This is a genomic window from Pseudomonas sp. KBN12P06040 (assembly GCF_037574965.1).
GTDB classification, from domain to species: domain Bacteria; phylum Pseudomonadota; class Gammaproteobacteria; order Pseudomonadales; family Pseudomonadaceae; genus Pseudomonas; species Pseudomonas aeruginosa.
Map to the genome: position 1 here is coordinate 4,369,410 of NZ_JBBELS010000001.1, position 14,841 is coordinate 4,384,250.

Annotated in this window: 15 protein-coding genes; all 15 read right to left on the reverse strand. The window is 65.5% G+C overall.

Going from position 1 to position 14,841, the window contains the following annotated elements; genetic code table 11:
* Window position 1 precedes the first annotated feature (1 nt).
* Complete coding sequence (fliJ, locus tag VQ067_RS20490; protein ID WP_003086459.1) at window positions 2-445, reverse strand: flagellar export protein FliJ; 444 nt, start codon at window positions 443-445, stop codon at window positions 2-4.
* 13 nt (window positions 446-458) lie between these two features.
* Entirely contained in the window at window positions 459-1,814 is a 1,356-nt protein-coding gene (gene fliI, locus VQ067_RS20495) for a flagellar protein export ATPase FliI (protein WP_003086458.1), read from the reverse strand.
* Window positions 1,804-2,610, reverse strand: coding sequence for a flagellar assembly protein FliH (gene fliH / locus VQ067_RS20500; protein ID WP_003449045.1), 807 nt, complete (start codon window positions 2,608-2,610; stop codon window positions 1,804-1,806). Before fliH ends, fliI begins: the two co-directional genes overlap by 11 nt.
* A gap of 1 nt (window position 2,611) precedes the next feature.
* Window positions 2,612-3,628 (reverse strand): flagellar motor switch protein FliG, encoded by a 1,017-nt coding sequence (gene fliG, locus VQ067_RS20505; RefSeq protein ID WP_003082212.1) that lies wholly within the window; start codon window positions 3,626-3,628, stop codon window positions 2,612-2,614.
* 5 nt (window positions 3,629-3,633) lie between these two features.
* Entirely contained in the window at window positions 3,634-5,430 is a 1,797-nt protein-coding gene (gene fliF, locus VQ067_RS20510) for a flagellar basal-body MS-ring/collar protein FliF (RefSeq protein WP_003109118.1), read from the reverse strand.
* Window positions 5,431-5,452: 22 nt separating this feature from the next.
* Window positions 5,453-5,782: a flagellar hook-basal body complex protein FliE gene (gene fliE / locus VQ067_RS20515; protein ID WP_003086454.1), complete on the reverse strand. Its 330-nt coding sequence runs from the start codon at window positions 5,780-5,782 to the stop codon at window positions 5,453-5,455.
* A 246-nt stretch (window positions 5,783-6,028) separates the two neighbouring features.
* Window positions 6,029-7,450, reverse strand: a complete 1,422-nt coding sequence (fleR, locus tag VQ067_RS20520; protein WP_003082202.1) for a sigma-54-dependent response regulator transcription factor FleR — start codon at window positions 7,448-7,450, stop codon at window positions 6,029-6,031.
* A 4-nt stretch (window positions 7,451-7,454) separates the two neighbouring features.
* Window positions 7,455-8,663 (reverse strand): sensor histidine kinase FleS, encoded by a 1,209-nt coding sequence (gene fleS, locus VQ067_RS20525; protein WP_015503342.1) that lies wholly within the window; start codon window positions 8,661-8,663, stop codon window positions 7,455-7,457.
* A 112-nt stretch (window positions 8,664-8,775) separates the two neighbouring features.
* The gene (gene fleQ / locus VQ067_RS20530) at window positions 8,776-10,248 is read right to left on the reverse strand and encodes a transcriptional regulator FleQ (protein ID WP_003086448.1); all 1,473 of its coding nucleotides are present in this window, start codon (window positions 10,246-10,248) and stop codon (window positions 8,776-8,778) included.
* 281 nt (window positions 10,249-10,529) lie between these two features.
* Window positions 10,530-10,823, reverse strand: coding sequence for a flagellar protein FliT (locus VQ067_RS20535; protein WP_003086445.1), 294 nt, complete (start codon window positions 10,821-10,823; stop codon window positions 10,530-10,532).
* Window positions 10,824-10,848: 25 nt separating this feature from the next.
* Window positions 10,849-11,229: a flagellar export chaperone FliS gene (gene fliS, locus VQ067_RS20540; protein ID WP_003158217.1), complete on the reverse strand. Its 381-nt coding sequence runs from the start codon at window positions 11,227-11,229 to the stop codon at window positions 10,849-10,851.
* Between the two features lie 58 nt (window positions 11,230-11,287).
* Window positions 11,288-11,686, reverse strand: a complete 399-nt coding sequence (gene fliS, locus VQ067_RS20545) for a flagellar export chaperone FliS (protein WP_003086441.1) — start codon at window positions 11,684-11,686, stop codon at window positions 11,288-11,290.
* Complete coding sequence (fliD, locus tag VQ067_RS20550; RefSeq protein WP_003086438.1) at window positions 11,686-13,122, reverse strand: flagellar filament capping protein FliD; 1,437 nt, start codon at window positions 13,120-13,122, stop codon at window positions 11,686-11,688. The genes fliS (VQ067_RS20545) and fliD overlap by 1 nt, the downstream gene beginning before the upstream one ends.
* Before the next feature lie 77 nt (window positions 13,123-13,199).
* Complete coding sequence (locus VQ067_RS20555) at window positions 13,200-13,586, reverse strand: flagellar protein FlaG (protein ID WP_003086436.1); 387 nt, start codon at window positions 13,584-13,586, stop codon at window positions 13,200-13,202.
* Window positions 13,587-13,665: 79 nt separating this feature from the next.
* Window positions 13,666-14,829, reverse strand: coding sequence for a flagellin (locus VQ067_RS20560; RefSeq protein WP_003086434.1), 1,164 nt, complete (start codon window positions 14,827-14,829; stop codon window positions 13,666-13,668).
* Window positions 14,830-14,841: the final 12 nt, after the last annotated feature.

The window sequence follows — 14,841 nt, forward strand, 5'->3', positions numbered from 1 at the left end:
GTCAGTCGTCCTGGCGGCGGGTACGCTGGGCGAGTTCGTCGAGCTGTTTCTGCTCGCGCTTGTCCTCGGCCTGGCGCGCCTCTTCCAGGTAGCGCTCGACCAGCTTGCGCAGCCCTTCCAGGCGGGCGTATCTCTCCTGCCAGTTGAGCCGCGCCTTGTCCACCGCCTCGCGGTGCCAGGTCACGCTGTTGGCCTGCTGGACAACGGCGGTCTCCAGTTGCGAGAGGAAGCGCTGGTAGTTCATCAGCCACTGGCCGCTGACGCCCTTCTGGCCCTGGCTGATCCATTGCTGCTGGTAGTCGTTGCGGTAGCGCTCCAGCTCCGCCAGCTTCTGCTGTGCCGCGAGCAATTGCTGCTGGCACCTGCCCAGCTGGGTCGCGGCATCCCGCTCGGCCTTGCTGGCCATGTCCACCACCGGCGCCAGCCGCGCCGCGCGCTTCTCCATGCCTCAGGGCGCCTCAGGCCTGCCCGCCGGCGAGCAGGCTCGCCAGCCGCGCACGGCTTTCCGCCAGGCTTTCGCTTTCGTCGAGGCCCTGGCGCAGGAACTGGCGCATGACCGGGAAGCGCGCGATGGCCAGGTCGGTCTCGGGATCGCCGCCGGCCACGTAGGCACCGACGCTGATCAGGTCGCGACTCTGCTGGTAGCGCGACCAGAGCTGCTTGAAGCGCTGGGCGTCGCGCAGGTGCTCGGCCTCGACCACCTGCGGCATCACCCGGCTGATCGAAGCTTCGATATCGATGGCCGGATAGTGGCCTTCCTCGGCCAGCCGCCGGGACAATACGAAGTGCCCGTCGAGCACGCCGCGAGCGGCGTCGGCGATCGGGTCCTGCTGGTCGTCGCCCTCGGAGAGCACGGTGTAGAACGCGGTGATCGAGCCGCCACCGGCTTCGGCATTGCCGGCGCGTTCCACCAGCTTCGGCAGCTTGGCGAACACCGATGGCGGATACCCCTTGGTCGCCGGCGGCTCGCCGATGGCCAGGGCGATCTCGCGCTGGGCCTGGGCGTAGCGGGTCAGCGAGTCCATCAGCAGCAATACGTTCTTGCCCTTGTCGCGGAAGTACTCGGCGATCCGCGTGCAGTATTGCGCGGCGCGCAGGCGCATCAGCGGCGCGTCATCGGCCGGCGAGGCGACCACCACGGAGCGCTTGAGGCCTTCCTCGCCGAGGATCTCGTCGATGAACTCCTTCACCTCGCGACCCCGCTCGCCGATCAGACCGACGACGATGATGTCGGCCCTGGTGAAACGGGTCATCATCCCCAGCAGCACCGACTTGCCCACCCCGGTACCAGCGAACAGGCCGAGGCGCTGGCCGCGGCCGACCGTGAGCAGGCCATTGATCGAGCGGATGCCGACGTCGAGAGGTTCGCTGATCGGGTGGCGCTTGAGCGGGTTGATCGTCGGGCCGTCCATCGGCACCCAGTCTTCGGCGCGCATCCCGCCCTTGCCGTCGAGGGCGCGGCCGGCGCCGTCGAGCACCCGGCCGAGCATCGACATGCCCATCGGCAGGCGCCCGGTGTCCGGCAGCGGCACGACCCGCGCGCCAGGCGCGATGCCGGCGAGGCTGCCGACCGGCATCAGGTACACCTTGCTACCGGAAAAGCCCATCACTTCGGCCTCCACCTGCACCGGGTGGTAGCCGCTTTCGTTGATCACGTTGCAGCGGCTGCCGACCGCAGCCTGCAAGCCTTCGGCTTCGAGGGTCAGGCCGACCATGCGCAGCAGGCGGCCCTCGACCACCGGCTGCGCCGGCAGCGAGACAGCCTCGGTGTAGCCCTCCAGGCGCCTGGCGAAACTGGTTCGCTCAAGGCGCATCGACGTCTCCGGGGGCGTCGAAGTCGATCCGGATGTCGCTGGCCAGCGGATGGGTCGCCTGTTCGCGCTGTTGCTCGAACAGTTGCTTCACTGCCTGCGCCAGGCGCGTCTCGATGGTCGCGTCGATGCGACTGTGTTCGGTCTCGATGCGGCAGCCGCCGGGCAGCAACGAATCGTCCTCGAGAATCCGCCAGCTCTCTTCGTGGCGCTCGCGCAGCGCCTTGACCCGCTCGAAGTCCTGCGGGTTGACATGGATACGGATGTTCGCCGCGCCCATCGGCAGCAGCTTCAGAGCCTCGCGCAGGACCTGGCGGACATGGCTGGAGTCCATGTGCAGTTCGCGCTGGATCACCTGGCGGGCAACGTGGTTGACCAGGTTGACCATGCCCTGCTCGATCAGGGCGTCCTGCTCGGCGATGGGTTCCAGGAGCTGCGTCATCAGGCGCTCGAGACTTTGCAGGCGCTCCTTCAGCGCCTCCTCGGCTTCCTGCCGCGCCTTCAACTGGCCGGCGTGGAAACCGTCGCGCTCGCCGGTGGCGAAGCCTTCGTTGTAGGCGTCCTGGCGGATCGCCTCGATTTCCTCCAGCGTCGGCGGCTTGACGGTCTCCAGCTCGACCTCTTCCACCGCCGGCGGCGCCGGCGCGGGTTCGGCGACCGCGGGCACCTGCGGCGCGGCAACGGCCGGCTCGTCGCGCGGCTCGTCGAAGCTCGGCAACGACCAGAGGCCGAAGGCCGCCACGTCCTTGCCGCGGATCAGTTCGCTGGGACTGTCTTTGTCCTTGTCGTGGGGGACCACCTCAGATCATCTCCTCGCCACCCTTGCCGCCCAGCACGATATCGCCGGACTCGGCCATGCGCCGGGCAATGGTGAGGATTTCCTTCTGCGCACCTTCCACTTCGCTGACCCGTACCGGCCCCTTGGCCTCCAGGTCGTCGCGCAGCAGCTCGGCGGCACGCTTGGACATGTTCTTGAAGACCTTCTCGCGGATCGCCTCGTCGGAGCCTTTGAGCGCCAGCACCAGTACGTCCGAGGAGACTTCCCGGAGCAGCGCCTGGATGCCGCGGTCGTCGACGTCGGCGAGGTTGTCGAAGACGAACATCAGGTCCTCGATCTGTCCGGACAGGTCTTCGTCGACCTCACGGATCGAATCCATCAGTTGGCCTTCGATGGAGCTGTCGAGGTAGTTCATGATGTCCGCCGCGCGCTTGACCCCGCCCATGGTAGTGCGGGTGGCGTTGGAATTGCCGGCGAACTGCTTCTCCAGGATCAGGTTGAGTTCCTTCAGCGCCGAGGGCTGCACGGTGTTCAGCGAGGAGACGCGCAGGACGATATCCAGGCGCACCTTGTGGTCGAAATGGCTGAGCACCTCGGCGGCCTGGTCGGGATCGAGGTAGGCGACCACGATGGCCTGGATCTGCGGGTGTTCGTAACGGATCACGTCGGCCACGGCACGCGGCTCCATCCACTTCAGGCTGTCCAGGCCGCTGGTGCTGCCGCCGAGGAGGATGCGGTCGATCAGGTTGTTGGCCTTGTCCTCGCCGAGGGCCTGGGTGAGCATCTTGCGGATGTAGCCGTCGGCACCGACGCCGAGGCTGGTCTGGTCGCCGACCACTTCGACGAACTCGCCCATCACCTGCTCGACCTGTTCGCGATGCACGTTGCGCATCGACGCCATGGCCACGCCGACCCGCTGCACCTCTTTCGGCCCCATGTGCCGCAGCACCTGCGCCGCGTCGGTCTCGCCGAGCGACAGGAGCAGGATGGCGGCCTTGTCGACCTTGGTCAGTTTGGCGGCGAGACGATTCTCACTCATGGCACTTACTCATCGGCGTTGATCCACTCTTTCACGACCTGGGCGACGCGGCCCGGGTCCTGTGCGACCAGGTTCTTGATCGCGTTCAATTGCGCATCATACCCCTCCGTGGGGCTCGGCAGGAGGATGCTCGACGGCCCGCCGATGCTCACCCGGTCGTCGGCCAGCGAGCCTTCCAGGCCACTCTCGCCCAGCGCCAGGTCGCCGTCGCGACCGCCGCCGCCGGCCAGCGACTTGCCCTTGCCGCCGCCGGTGATGTTGCTCAACACCGGACGCAGCACGCCGAACACCAGGACCAGGATGAACAGCACGCCGAGCACCTGCTTGACGATGTCCCAGAACCACGGCTGCGAGTAGAACGGAATGCTGTCGATCTCTTCGGCCTGGGCCGGGGCGAACGGCGCGTTGATCACGCTGACGCTGTCGCCGCGGCTGGCGTCGTAGCCCACCGAATCCTGTACCAGGCGGGTGAAGCGCGCCAGTTCGTCGGCGCTCCAGGGCTGGTGGCTGACCTCGCCGGTCTTCGCGTCGACCTTCATCTGGTCGTCCAGCACCACCGCCACCGACAGTCGGCGCAAGCGCCCCTGCTGCTGCTTGGTGTAGCTGATCGAGCGGTCCAGTTCGTAGTTGCGGGTGGTCTGGTCGCGCTTGTCGGTCGGGTACGGCGCCAGCTCCGGCTTGCCGGTCTTCGGATCGATGATGGTCTGGCCGTTGGCGTCCTTCAGCGGCTGGCCCGGCGCGACGTAGTCGGCCGGCGCGCTGGCGGTGGCCTGCTGCGGAGCGCTGGCCGGGCCCGGCGGCTGGTTCGACAGCGCCCCCGGCACGCCCTGCGGCCCGGACGAATTCTGCCGTTCCTCGTTGTTGCGTTGCTCGCTGCGCAGGGCCGGCTGGTCCGGGTTGTACATCTCCGAGGTCGACTCGACCGCGCTGAAGTCGACGTCGGCGGACACCTCGGCCTTGTAGCGACCGTTGCCCAGCACAGGTTGCAGGATATTGTGCACGCGCTGGGTGAGCAGGCCTTCCATGCGCCGGGTGAAGTCGAACTGCTTGCCGGCCATGGTCAGCTCGGAGAGTTCCTGCTGGTCGGAGAGCAGGTTGCCCTTCTGGTCGACCACGGTGACCTGCGACTTGTCCAGCTCCGGCACACTGGTGGCGACCAGGTTGACGATCGCCATCACCTGGCTCGGCTCCAGGCTGCGACCCGGATACAGCTCGACCAGCACCGAGGCGCTGGGCTTGCGGTCGTCGCGGACGAACACCGAACTCTTCGGGATCGCCAGGTGCACGCGGGCGGCCTTGACGTTGTTCAGGCTCGACACAGTGCGCGCCAGCTCGCCTTCCAGGCCGCGGCGGTAGTTGGTGGCTTCCATGAACTGGCTGGTGCCCAGCGCCTGTTCCTTGTCGAGGATCTCGAAACCGACGTTGTTGTCGGTCGGCGCCACGCCGGCGGAGGCCACCTTCATGCGTGCCCGGCCGAGGTCGTCGGCCTTGACCAGCAACGCACCGGAGTTGGGTTCGACCTTGTAGGGAATGTCCGCCGCGGTCAGCGCTTCCACCACACGGTTCGCGTCGACCCCGTTGAGGCTGCCATAGAGCGGCTTGTAGTCCGGCTGCTGGGACCAGAGCACGACGGCGAAGCCGATCGCCACGCTGGCGGCGAGACCGACCAGCAGGCCGATCTGGCGCAGCATGGTCATCTCGGAAAGGTTGTCGAGGAACGACAGTCCCGGGAAGGATTTTTTCAGCATCCCGGCACCGCCGCTCTTGGCGGGAACCTGGCTGTCGATCAGTGCATCGGCCATGAACTAGTTATCCTCGCGCCGCTCAGACCGGCATCTGCATGATGTCTTGGTAGGCCTGGACCAGTTTGTTGCGCACCTGGGTCATGGCCTGGAACGACACGCTGGCCTTCTGGCTGGCGATCATCACGTCGGTCAGGTCGACGCCGCTCTGGCCGACCTCGAAGGCGTTGGCCATCGCGGTGGAGGCCTGCTGGGTCTCGTTCACCTTGTCCACGGCCTGGGAGAGCATTTCCGAAAAGCTCGGCGCCCCCACTTCGGCCGGCGCCTGAACCGGTTTGGCCTTGGCCATGGCTTCCATTTGCATGGAACGCATTTCCAGCATCAGACGATTGAACTCGACACCCTGACTCATGACTCTTCCTCCAACAGCCGCGGCTTTTTTGACGCCGCCCGGCACTTTGCAGAGGAGTTAGCAACAAGGGTGCCAAGTCGACCCCAAGGCCCGGCATCGGCGTTCGCCGCCAATGCCCGCGACCGCTGCAGGGTCCGTCCCTGCTCCGGTTATCGGCAGGCGCGTACGCTCGAACAGCCCCGGGCGACGACCGGCGGCGGACGCAAAAGGCCCGCACGAGGCGGGCCTGGGGAACATGGCGAGCCCTCAGATGGCGTAGAGATAGGCCTCCACGTCCATCCCCGCGTCGCGCATCTGGGCGAGCTTGTAGCGCAGGGTCCGTGGGCTGATGCCAAGGCGCTCGGCAGCCTCCTTGCGGCGGCCGCGCTCGGTGCGCAGGGTATCGATGATCACCTGGAATTCGCGGCGGCGCAGGTCGTCGCCCAGCGCGCCGCTAGCGTCCTGGCCTGCGGCCGGCGACGGAATCTCGACGCTCGGCGGGGTGGCCGGTGGCATTGCCGGCATGGGCACCGGCACCGGGGCCGCGAGCGGCATGCCGATCGGCGCGGTGAGGCACAGGTCGGCGGGCTGGATCAGGCCACCCTGTTGCAGGATCAACGCACGCTGGATGGCGTTGTCGAGTTCCCGTACGTTGCCCGGCCAGGCATGCCGGACCAGGCACTGGGCGGCCTCGGGGCCGAGCGCCACCGCGCCGAGGTTCATCTTGCGGCTGTGCTTGCGCAGCAGACGCTCGGCCAGCGGCAGGATGTCCGCAGGGCGTTCGCGCAGCGGCCGCCAGGCCAGCGGGAAGACCGACAGGCGATAGTAGAGGTCCTCGCGGAAACGCCCCGCCGCGACTTCCGCCGCGAGGTCGCGGTTGGTCGTGGCAAGCACGCGGATATCCAGGTTGATCGGCTTGCGCGCACCGACCCGCTCCACCTCGCGCTCCTGCAATACGCGCAGCAACTTGGCCTGCAGGCCGAGGGGCATTTCCGATATCTCGTCGAGAAGAATGGTGCCGCCGTCGGCCAGCTCGAACTTGCCGGGCTGGGCGGCAATGGCGCCGGTGAAGGAACCTTTCTCGTGGCCGAACAGGGTGGCCTCGAGCATGTTGTCCGGGATCGCCGCGCAGTTGATCGCGATGAACGGCTTGCCGGCACGCGGCGATTGCTGGTGGATATAGTTGGCCAGGACTTCCTTGCCGGTCCCGGACTCGCCGGAGATCAGCACGGTGGAATCGCTGCGCGCGACCCGCGCGGCCAGTTCCAGTAACTGCCGGCTGGCCGGCTCCAGGGCCACCGGACCATCCTCCTCGCTGCCCGGCAACTGGCCCAGCGCATGGCGTGCCACCAGGTCGAGCAGCGCCCGCGCCTCGAACGGCTTGACCAGGTAGTCGGCGGCGCCCTGGCGCATCGCCTCGACGGCGCGATCGACCGCGCCGTAGGCGGTCATCAGCAACACCGGCAGGTGCGGGTAGCGTGTACGGATCAGGCCGAGCAACTGGTGTCCGTCCATGCCCGGCATGTTCACGTCGCTGATCACCAGGCTGAAGGCTTCGCGGGCCAGGACCGGCAGCGCCGCCTCCGCCGAGTCCACGGCGACGAACTCGTGACCGCCCAGCAGCAGGGTGTCGCTGAGGGCTTCGCGTAGTGCGCGGTCGTCTTCGACCAGCAGGACTTTGGCTGCCATGGGGTTACTCCTGAATCGCAGAAAGAGGCGCCGCCGGAATCAGCGGCAGGATCAAGGTGGCGCAGGTGCCGCGCCCGGGCCGAGAGCGCAACTGCAATTGCCCCTGGTGGGCGCGTGCCACGGCCTTGACCACCGCCAGGCCGAGCCCGGTACCGGTAGTCTTGGTGGTGAAGAAGGGTTCGCCCAGGCGCGCCAGGGTCGCCGGGTCCATGCCCGGTCCGTTGTCGCTGACGCTGAGGCGCAGGCTGTCGGCGCGGGCATAGAGATGCACCTTCAGGCGCAGTTCGGGCCCGCAGGCCTGGATCGCGTTCTCCACCAGGTTGAGCACGGTGCCCACCAGGGTGTCGCGATTGCACAGCAGCTCGCCGCCGCGCGCCTCGCACTGCCAACGCACCTGGAGCCCCTGGACATGGACTTCGGCCGCCGCGCGCAGGCTGTCGAACAGCGCCTTCGGCGCCACCCGGTCGGTCAGTGGCAGCTCGCCGCGGGCGAACACCAGCATGTCGCGTACCTGATGCTCCAGTTCGTGCAGGCGCTCCTTCAGGCGCCCGGCGAAGCGTTGCTGCTGGTCGGTCGGCAGCGCCTGCTCGCTGAGGTGCCCGGCATAGAGCAACGCCGCCGACAACGGCGTGCGGATCTGGTGGGCCAGCGAGGCGACCATCCGCCCCAGCGCCGACAGGCGCTCGTGGCGCGCCAGTTGCTCCTGGAGACGGCGGGTATCGGTAAGGTCGTTGAGCAGGATCAGTTGACCCGGTTCGCCGTTCAGCGAGCGGGTGGCGATGGACAGGCGACGTCCGTCGCGCAGGGAAATCTCGTGGCCGTCATCCTCGCGCGGAGCGAAGCAGCGGGCGATCACCTCGCGCCAGAGCATGCCCACCAACGGTTCGCCAAGCAGGCCCAGGGCCGCCGGGTTGGCCTCGCGGACCACACCATGGGCATCGATGACGATGACGCCGCCGGGAAGCAGGTCGAGCAGGCTCTGCAAGCGGTTGGCCAGGCGCTCCTTTTCCGCCAGCTCCTCCATGCGCTGCGCGCTGACCAGGGCCAGTTGCCCTTTCAGCTCGGTAACGCGCTCCTCCAGCAGGCTGTAGGACTCGCTGAGCTGGCTGGACATCTGGTTGAACAGCGCGAAGGCCTGCTCAAGGCCGGCGCGGCTGGTGGCCTCGGCCGTATCGGCTAGCTGCTCGGTGAAGGCGTTGAGGGCTGGTTGCATTGCGTTTCTCTCGGTCGGCGCGACGTCATGGTTCTGTCGGTCGACGGAGATATAGCAATACCCGTGCCTAAATTTTTTTCATTTGAAAATCAAAGCGTTGCGAAACGACCTGTCAATCATCCGACAGGTCGTCGTCACGCCGGCTCATGCCGTACTTGCGCATCTTCTCCACCAGCGTGGTGCGGCGGATGCGCAGGCGTTCGGCGGCCCGCGCGACCACTCCGCCGGCGTCGTCGAGGGCCTGCTGGATCAGGCCCTGCTCGAGGTTGGCCAGGTAGTCCTTGAGGTCCAGGCCTTCGGCCGGCAGCATCGCCGGCGCGTCCATTCCCGGCAGCCCGGCGTTGATCGCCGCGCGCTCTTCCAGCTCTTCGCGCAGGCTGCTGGCGAGTTGCTCGTCCTCGTCGTCGACATGGCGGAATTTCTTCGGCAGTTCGCCGACCCCGATCACCCCGTAGGGATGCATGATCGCCAGGCGCTCCACCAGGTTCGCCAGTTCGCGGACGTTGCCCGGCCAGTCGTGGCGGCAGAGCGACATGATCGCCGCCGAGTTGAAGCGGATCGACCCGCGCTTCTCATGCTCCATCCGCGAGATCAGTTCGTTGAGCAGCAGGGCGATGTCTTCCACCCGCTCGCGCAGCGGCGCCATCTCGATGGGGAATACGTTGAGGCGGTAGTAGAGGTCTTCGCGGAAAGTGCCGTCCTCGATCATCTTCTCGAGGTTCTTGTGGGTCGCGGCGATGATCCGCACGTCGACGTTCTGCGTCTTGTTGCTGCCGACCCTTTCGAAGGTGCGCTCCTGCAGCACGCGCAGCAGCTTGACCTGCATCGGCAGCGGCATGTCGCCGATCTCGTCGAGGAACAGGGTGCCGCCGTTGGCCAGCTCGAAGCGTCCGGCACGACTGGTGATGGCACCGGTGAAGGCGCCCTTCTCGTGGCCGAACAGTTCGCTTTCCAGCAGTTCCGCCGGGATCGCCCCGCAGTTCACCGGGACGAAGGGCCCCTCGCGGCGCTTGGAATGGTAATGCAGGTTGCGCGCCACCACTTCCTTGCCGGTGCCGGACTCGCCGAGGATCAGCACGCTGGCATCGGTATCGGCGACCTGCTGCATCATCTGCCGCACCTGCTGGATCGCCCGGCTGGTGCCGACCAGGCTGCGGAACAGGTTCGGCTCGCGGGAGCGGCCGCGCTCGCGGGCCTGGTCGTACATCTCGCGGTAGACCTGGGCGCGATGCAGGGAGTCGAGCAGCTTGTTGTAGCTGGGCGGCATCTCCAGGCTGGCGAGCACCCGGCGGCGCAGCTCTTCCGGCCAGTCGGCCGGGGCCGGCTCGCCGATCAGCAGGATCGGCAGGTACTCGTCCCAACTGGCCAGTTGCTTCAGCAACTCTACCGCCCCGCCCTTCGACTCGACGCTGCCGAGCAGCACGCACAGGGCTTCGCGACTGTTGCTCAGGCCCGCCGCTACCTCTCGCCAATCCTCGCTGTTGCAGGTCAGCTGATCTTCGCCGAGGAAGTTGAGAATGACTGCCAGGTCGCGACTGCGATCGAGATTGTCGTCAATCAGCAAGAGTTTGGTTTCGCGCCACATTTTGATCAGCTGCCTTGCATCGAATGGGTCTCGCTCGACCCGAAAGAGGGCTGGGACTAATGCCTATTTCTAATAAGCAGCCAGCATTTGGCCACTAGTTAAGTCAAATGTGAACGATTAGTCAATTTTATGGCGTGTTTTTTTTGCTGTTTCCGACAGGGAGAGGCAATAAAAAACCCCTACAGACCGCATGGAAAGCAGTACTGGCAGGGGTTTTTGGGGATATGTAAATTTTTCCGAAAAGCCTTGCGCCAAAGTAACGGCACAAAGCCATGAAAAACTTATCCGAACATCTGGTAGACCTTGGCGCCTTGCTTCGACTGGTTCAGCTGGATCAGATCGGTGGCCAGCTTGCGCTGCTCGCCCTGGCAGACATCGATCAGCTCGCGATACAGCGCCAGCAGCTCTTCCATCCGCGCCCGCAAGGTGGCTTCGTCCTGTACATCGAGCATCGCCTCGTCGACGGCCTGGCGGCAACGCTGGTCGAGTTCACCGATGGCCTCCCAGTTCTGGCTGGCCAGGGCAACGCGCAGGGCGCTACCGGTTTCTTCAAGGATCTGTACAGCTGCACTCATTGCTTGGTCCCTCTGGGGATGCCTCTCAGGGGGCAATCGCATCCCAACCGGATTTGATGTTGCGCAACAGCTCGGAAACTTCCTCGAGCTTGCCCGCGTCGTTCTTCAAGTTGGCTTCCGTCAGGCGCATCGACATGTAGGCGTAAAGGCGGTCGAGGTTGGCTGCCAGCTCGCCGCCCGCCTCGAAGTCGAGCCCTTCGCGCAGGCCACCGACGATGGCGATGGCCTTGCCGATCAGCTCGCCCTTCAGCGCCACTTCGCCGCGCTCCAGGGCTCCGCGGGCCTGCGCCATCCGGGTCAGGCCGCCTTCCATCAGCATCTGGATCAGGCGATGCGGGCTGGCATCGATAGCCTGAGCCTGGGTACTGACATTCTGGTATTGCCGCATGGCTGCCATTGCGTTCATCGACGGTTGCCTTGTTCGGTGACTGATACGCTCTATATCGGTCGGCTACCGCGATTCTTTAGCGCCGTTCGCTGTCTTCGCCCTGCGCTTCGGCGCTGCCAATGGCATCCCAGGCCTGCTTGATCTGGCCCAGCAGCGCCTCGACCTCGTCCAGCGGACGCGGTGTGTCGTCCAGCGCGACACCAGCCAGGCGACGGGTCATGTAGTCGTACAACGCGTCCAGATTGCCGGCTATCTCGCCGCCCTGCTGGTGATCGAGGCCAGCCTGCAAGGCGCCGATGATCGACAACGTGGTGCCTACCGCTTCGCCGCGCAGCGCCGGGTTGCGCTCCAGCACCGCGCGCCGGGCCAGGGCGATGCGTTCGAGCGCGCCGTCCAGCAGCAGCTTGACCACCTGGTAGGGCGGGACGTCCTGTGCGCTGCCTACCTGCCGGTAGGTATCGATAGGACGCGACATCAGCTTTTCTTCACAAGGCCAGGCAGGCTGCTAAGAGCCTGGGCCATGCGTCCGCTGGTCTGGTTGAGCTGGCCGATCAACTGGTCCATGGCGGTGAACTGCTTGAGCAAACGATCCTGTAACTGCTCGACCCGGCGATCGAGCGCTTGGCGCTGGGTATCCACCGACTTGATGGTGTCCTGCAATCCATCCAGGCGCTGCTGGAGCACACCGCCGGTCTGGGTGTAAGGCGTGAGCTTGTCGTCGAGACGCTTCATCAGGCCGGTATCGCCGGTGAACAGAGCGGAAACCGACTCGAACTTGTCCTTCAGAACCTTGTCGAGTTTCTTGTCGTCGATCTCCAGGGTGCCGTCTTTCTTGGTGGTGATACCCATGTCGGCGAGCATGCGGACATCGGTACCTTGCCCCGGCTGGACCATCTCGTTGCGCATGGTGGTGAGCAGGTTGCGCACGCTGCTGTCACCGACCAAGGCACCGACCACGGGAGCCTTGTCGTCGCCCACCTTGGTCACGCCGGTCAGTTCCGAAGTCACGCCGACCAGCTTGTTGTAGGCCTCGACGAACTTCTTGATGTTGTCCTTGACGCCGCCACGGTCCTGCTCGACCGAGATGGTGATCGGCTTGTTGGTGTCGGTGACCGTCTTCAGCTCGAAGGTGACGCCGTTGATGACCTTGTCGACCGTATTGGTCGGGCTTTCCAGGGTCAGGCCGTCGATGCTGAACTTGGCGTTCCTGGCCTGGGTGATGTAGCCGCTGCTGCTGGAGGAAGTACCGTCCAACTGGGACAGGGTCAGCTTGCCATCGGCGCCGACGCTGCCGATGTTGAAGTTCTCCAGGCCGGAACTGCCCTGGACGAACACGTCCTTGCCGGCGCCGGAATCCTTGCCGGTGAAGACCAGTCGCGAGGTTCCGTCTCCAGGGTTGTTGACGATGTTGGCGCTGATGCCCTTGTCCTTCAGCTGCGCGTTGAGCGAGTCGCGCACTTCGGCGAGGGTCGCGCCCGCCGCGACGTTTACCGTGACACCGGCATCGTCGGCACCCTGCTTGATGGTCAGGGTTCCGCCGGAAGTGGTCTTGTAGCCATCGGCAAACGACGCGGTGGCCACCTTGCTGACGCTGGCCAGCTGGGTCACTTCGAGCTTGTAGATACCCGGCAGGGCGTCCTTGGTGGCGGTGGCGGTGGCGAACTTCTCGTCGCTGGTGCTCGCCGAGCGCTTCTGGAACAGCTCGGGCTTGTTCAGCTCCTTGAGGATGGTCTGCAGGTCGGAGATCGCGCTCTTGAGCTGGCCGATGCCGGTGAACTTGGCGGTGGTGTCGCTTTCCAGGCGCTTGAGCTGCGCCTCCTTCGGCGCCTTCTCGGCCGCCACCAGGGTGGAAACGATGTTCTTGATATCAAGGCCCGAGTTGTAGCCGTTGATCGTCGTACTGTTCGCCATCTTGCTTCACCTCGTCAGCTCATTGACGCTTTGTCCTTCCAATTCCAACAGACAGTCAAAAGACGTGCCAATTCCGCTCAGGCTTCCGCCTTGAACAGCAGGCTGCGCGCTTCGTCCAGTCGCTCTGCCAGGCGCAGGGCCTCTTCGGAAGGGATTTGCCGGATGACTTCTCCGGAAGTCGAATCGGTCACCTTGACCACTACCCGCCCCGTGGAGTCGTCCAGGCTGAAACTCAGATCACGGCGGATGCTCTGGGTGAACTTCTCGATGGAGGAAACCGCCTCCTCGACCGCAGCGCGTTGCTCCTTGTCGCCCATCCTGACGTCGCCCGTCCGTTGCGCGCTTGCGCTGGCGGCCGCCTCGCCGGCCTGGCCGGCCGGGCGTGCGCCATCGGAAGAAGACGCCGAGCCGAACAGCCGGATTACCGGAGCAGCCGTCGAATTGTTGACATTGCTGACGTCCATCGTCGCTACCTCTCAATGAGATACGAGGGGAAGCGCGCCAGCGCTCCCCCTCGTGACTTCACCTTGACCTCGCCGAAGCTTAGCGCAGCAGGCTCAGAACCGACTGCGGCAGCTGGTTGGCCTGGGCCAGGATCGCGGTGCCGGCTTGTTGCAGCACTTGGTTCTTGGTCAGGTTGGCGGTTTCGGCTGCGAAGTCGGTGTCTTCGATCCGGCCGCGAGCAGCCGATACGTTCTCACCGATGTTCTTCAGGTTGTTGATGGTGTTGTCGAAGCGGTTCTGCACCGCACCGAGGTCGGCACGCTGGGCGTCGATCTGCTTGATCGCCTCGTCGATCACCAGCACGGCGGACTGAGCGCCCTTCGCGGTGGAGATGTCGATCTTGGCGACGGTGTCGTTAGCCTCGGTGAACGTCGTGGTGCCTGCCGCGGTGCCTGCGCCGGTGCTGCCGGTGTCGGTGATGGCTACGCCGGAAACCGCACTGGTAGTACCATCCGCACTAGCCTTGGACACGTAGCTGATCTGCGCGCCGTCGGTGAAGGCACCGATGCCGACGTTGGCGTCGTTGACCGCAGCGGCGATCTTGGCAGCCGCCTGCTCGGCAGTTTCGTTGCCCTTCATGTCGACCTTGACGTTCACGGCGCTGCCGCCAGTGATGCCGATCGCGATGTCGACGGTGCCCGAAGCGGTTGCAGCAGTGACCGCACCGCCGCCAGTAGCCGTGAAGTAGGTGCCGTTCAGCGACTCTGCGCTCATCTCGTCGATGCCGACGCTGATGATTTCGTTGGCGGCCGAACCCACCTGGAAGCTGGCGACGCCGAAGGAACCGTCGAGCAGCTTGCGGCCACCGAAGGTGGTGGTGTTGCTGATACGATCCAGTTCTTTCTGCAGTTGCTTCACTTCGCCATTCAGAGCGGTACGCTCGGAGTCGCTGTTGGAGCCGTTGGCCGACTGCAGGGACAGGTCACGCATACGCTGCAGGATGTTGGTCGACTGCTGCAGGGCGCCTTCAGCGGTCTGCGCCAGGGAGATACCATCGTTGGCGTTCTTGGTAGCCACGTTCAGGCCGTTGACCTGGCTGGTCAGACGGTTGGCGATCTGCAGGCCGGCGGCGTCGTCCTTGGCGCTGTTGATGCGCGAACCGGTGGACAGACGCTGCAGCGAAGTGTTCAGCGACGCGGAAGAGTTGTTCAGGTTCCGCTGAGTGTTCAGCGAAGCGATGTTGGTGTTGACGGTCAAGGCCATCTTGATGCCCTC

What these genes read in the sequence shown, in the direction of transcription:
- fliG (WP_003082212.1), bottom strand. Translation starts at nt 3,628, where the DNA reads ATGAGTGAGAATCGTCTCGCCGCCAAACTGACCAAGGTCGACAAGGCC.
- fliE (WP_003086454.1), bottom strand. Translation starts at nt 5,782, where the DNA reads ATGAGTCAGGGTGTCGAGTTCAATCGTCTGATGCTGGAAATGCGTTCC.
- fleS (WP_015503342.1), bottom strand. Translation starts at nt 8,663, where the DNA reads ATGCAACCAGCCCTCAACGCCTTCACCGAGCAGCTAGCCGATACGGCC.
- fliF (WP_003109118.1), bottom strand. Translation starts at nt 5,430, where the DNA reads ATGGCCGATGCACTGATCGACAGCCAGGTTCCCGCCAAGAGCGGCGGT.
- fliI (WP_003086458.1), bottom strand. Translation starts at nt 1,814, where the DNA reads ATGCGCCTTGAGCGAACCAGTTTCGCCAGGCGCCTGGAGGGCTACACC.
- fliS (WP_003158217.1), bottom strand. Translation starts at nt 11,229, where the DNA reads ATGAACGCAATGGCAGCCATGCGGCAATACCAGAATGTCAGTACCCAG.
- fliD (WP_003086438.1), bottom strand. Translation starts at nt 13,122, where the DNA reads ATGGCGAACAGTACGACGATCAACGGCTACAACTCGGGCCTTGATATC.
- fliS (WP_003086441.1), bottom strand. Translation starts at nt 11,686, where the DNA reads ATGTCGCGTCCTATCGATACCTACCGGCAGGTAGGCAGCGCACAGGAC.
- VQ067_RS20535 (WP_003086445.1), bottom strand. Translation starts at nt 10,823, where the DNA reads ATGAGTGCAGCTGTACAGATCCTTGAAGAAACCGGTAGCGCCCTGCGC.
- VQ067_RS20555 (WP_003086436.1), bottom strand. Translation starts at nt 13,586, where the DNA reads ATGGACGTCAGCAATGTCAACAATTCGACGGCTGCTCCGGTAATCCGG.
- fleQ (WP_003086448.1), bottom strand. Translation starts at nt 10,248, where the DNA reads ATGTGGCGCGAAACCAAACTCTTGCTGATTGACGACAATCTCGATCGC.
- fliJ (WP_003086459.1), bottom strand. Translation starts at nt 445, where the DNA reads ATGGAGAAGCGCGCGGCGCGGCTGGCGCCGGTGGTGGACATGGCCAGC.
- fleR (WP_003082202.1), bottom strand. Translation starts at nt 7,450, where the DNA reads ATGGCAGCCAAAGTCCTGCTGGTCGAAGACGACCGCGCACTACGCGAA.
- VQ067_RS20560 (WP_003086434.1), bottom strand. Translation starts at nt 14,829, where the DNA reads ATGGCCTTGACCGTCAACACCAACATCGCTTCGCTGAACACTCAGCGG.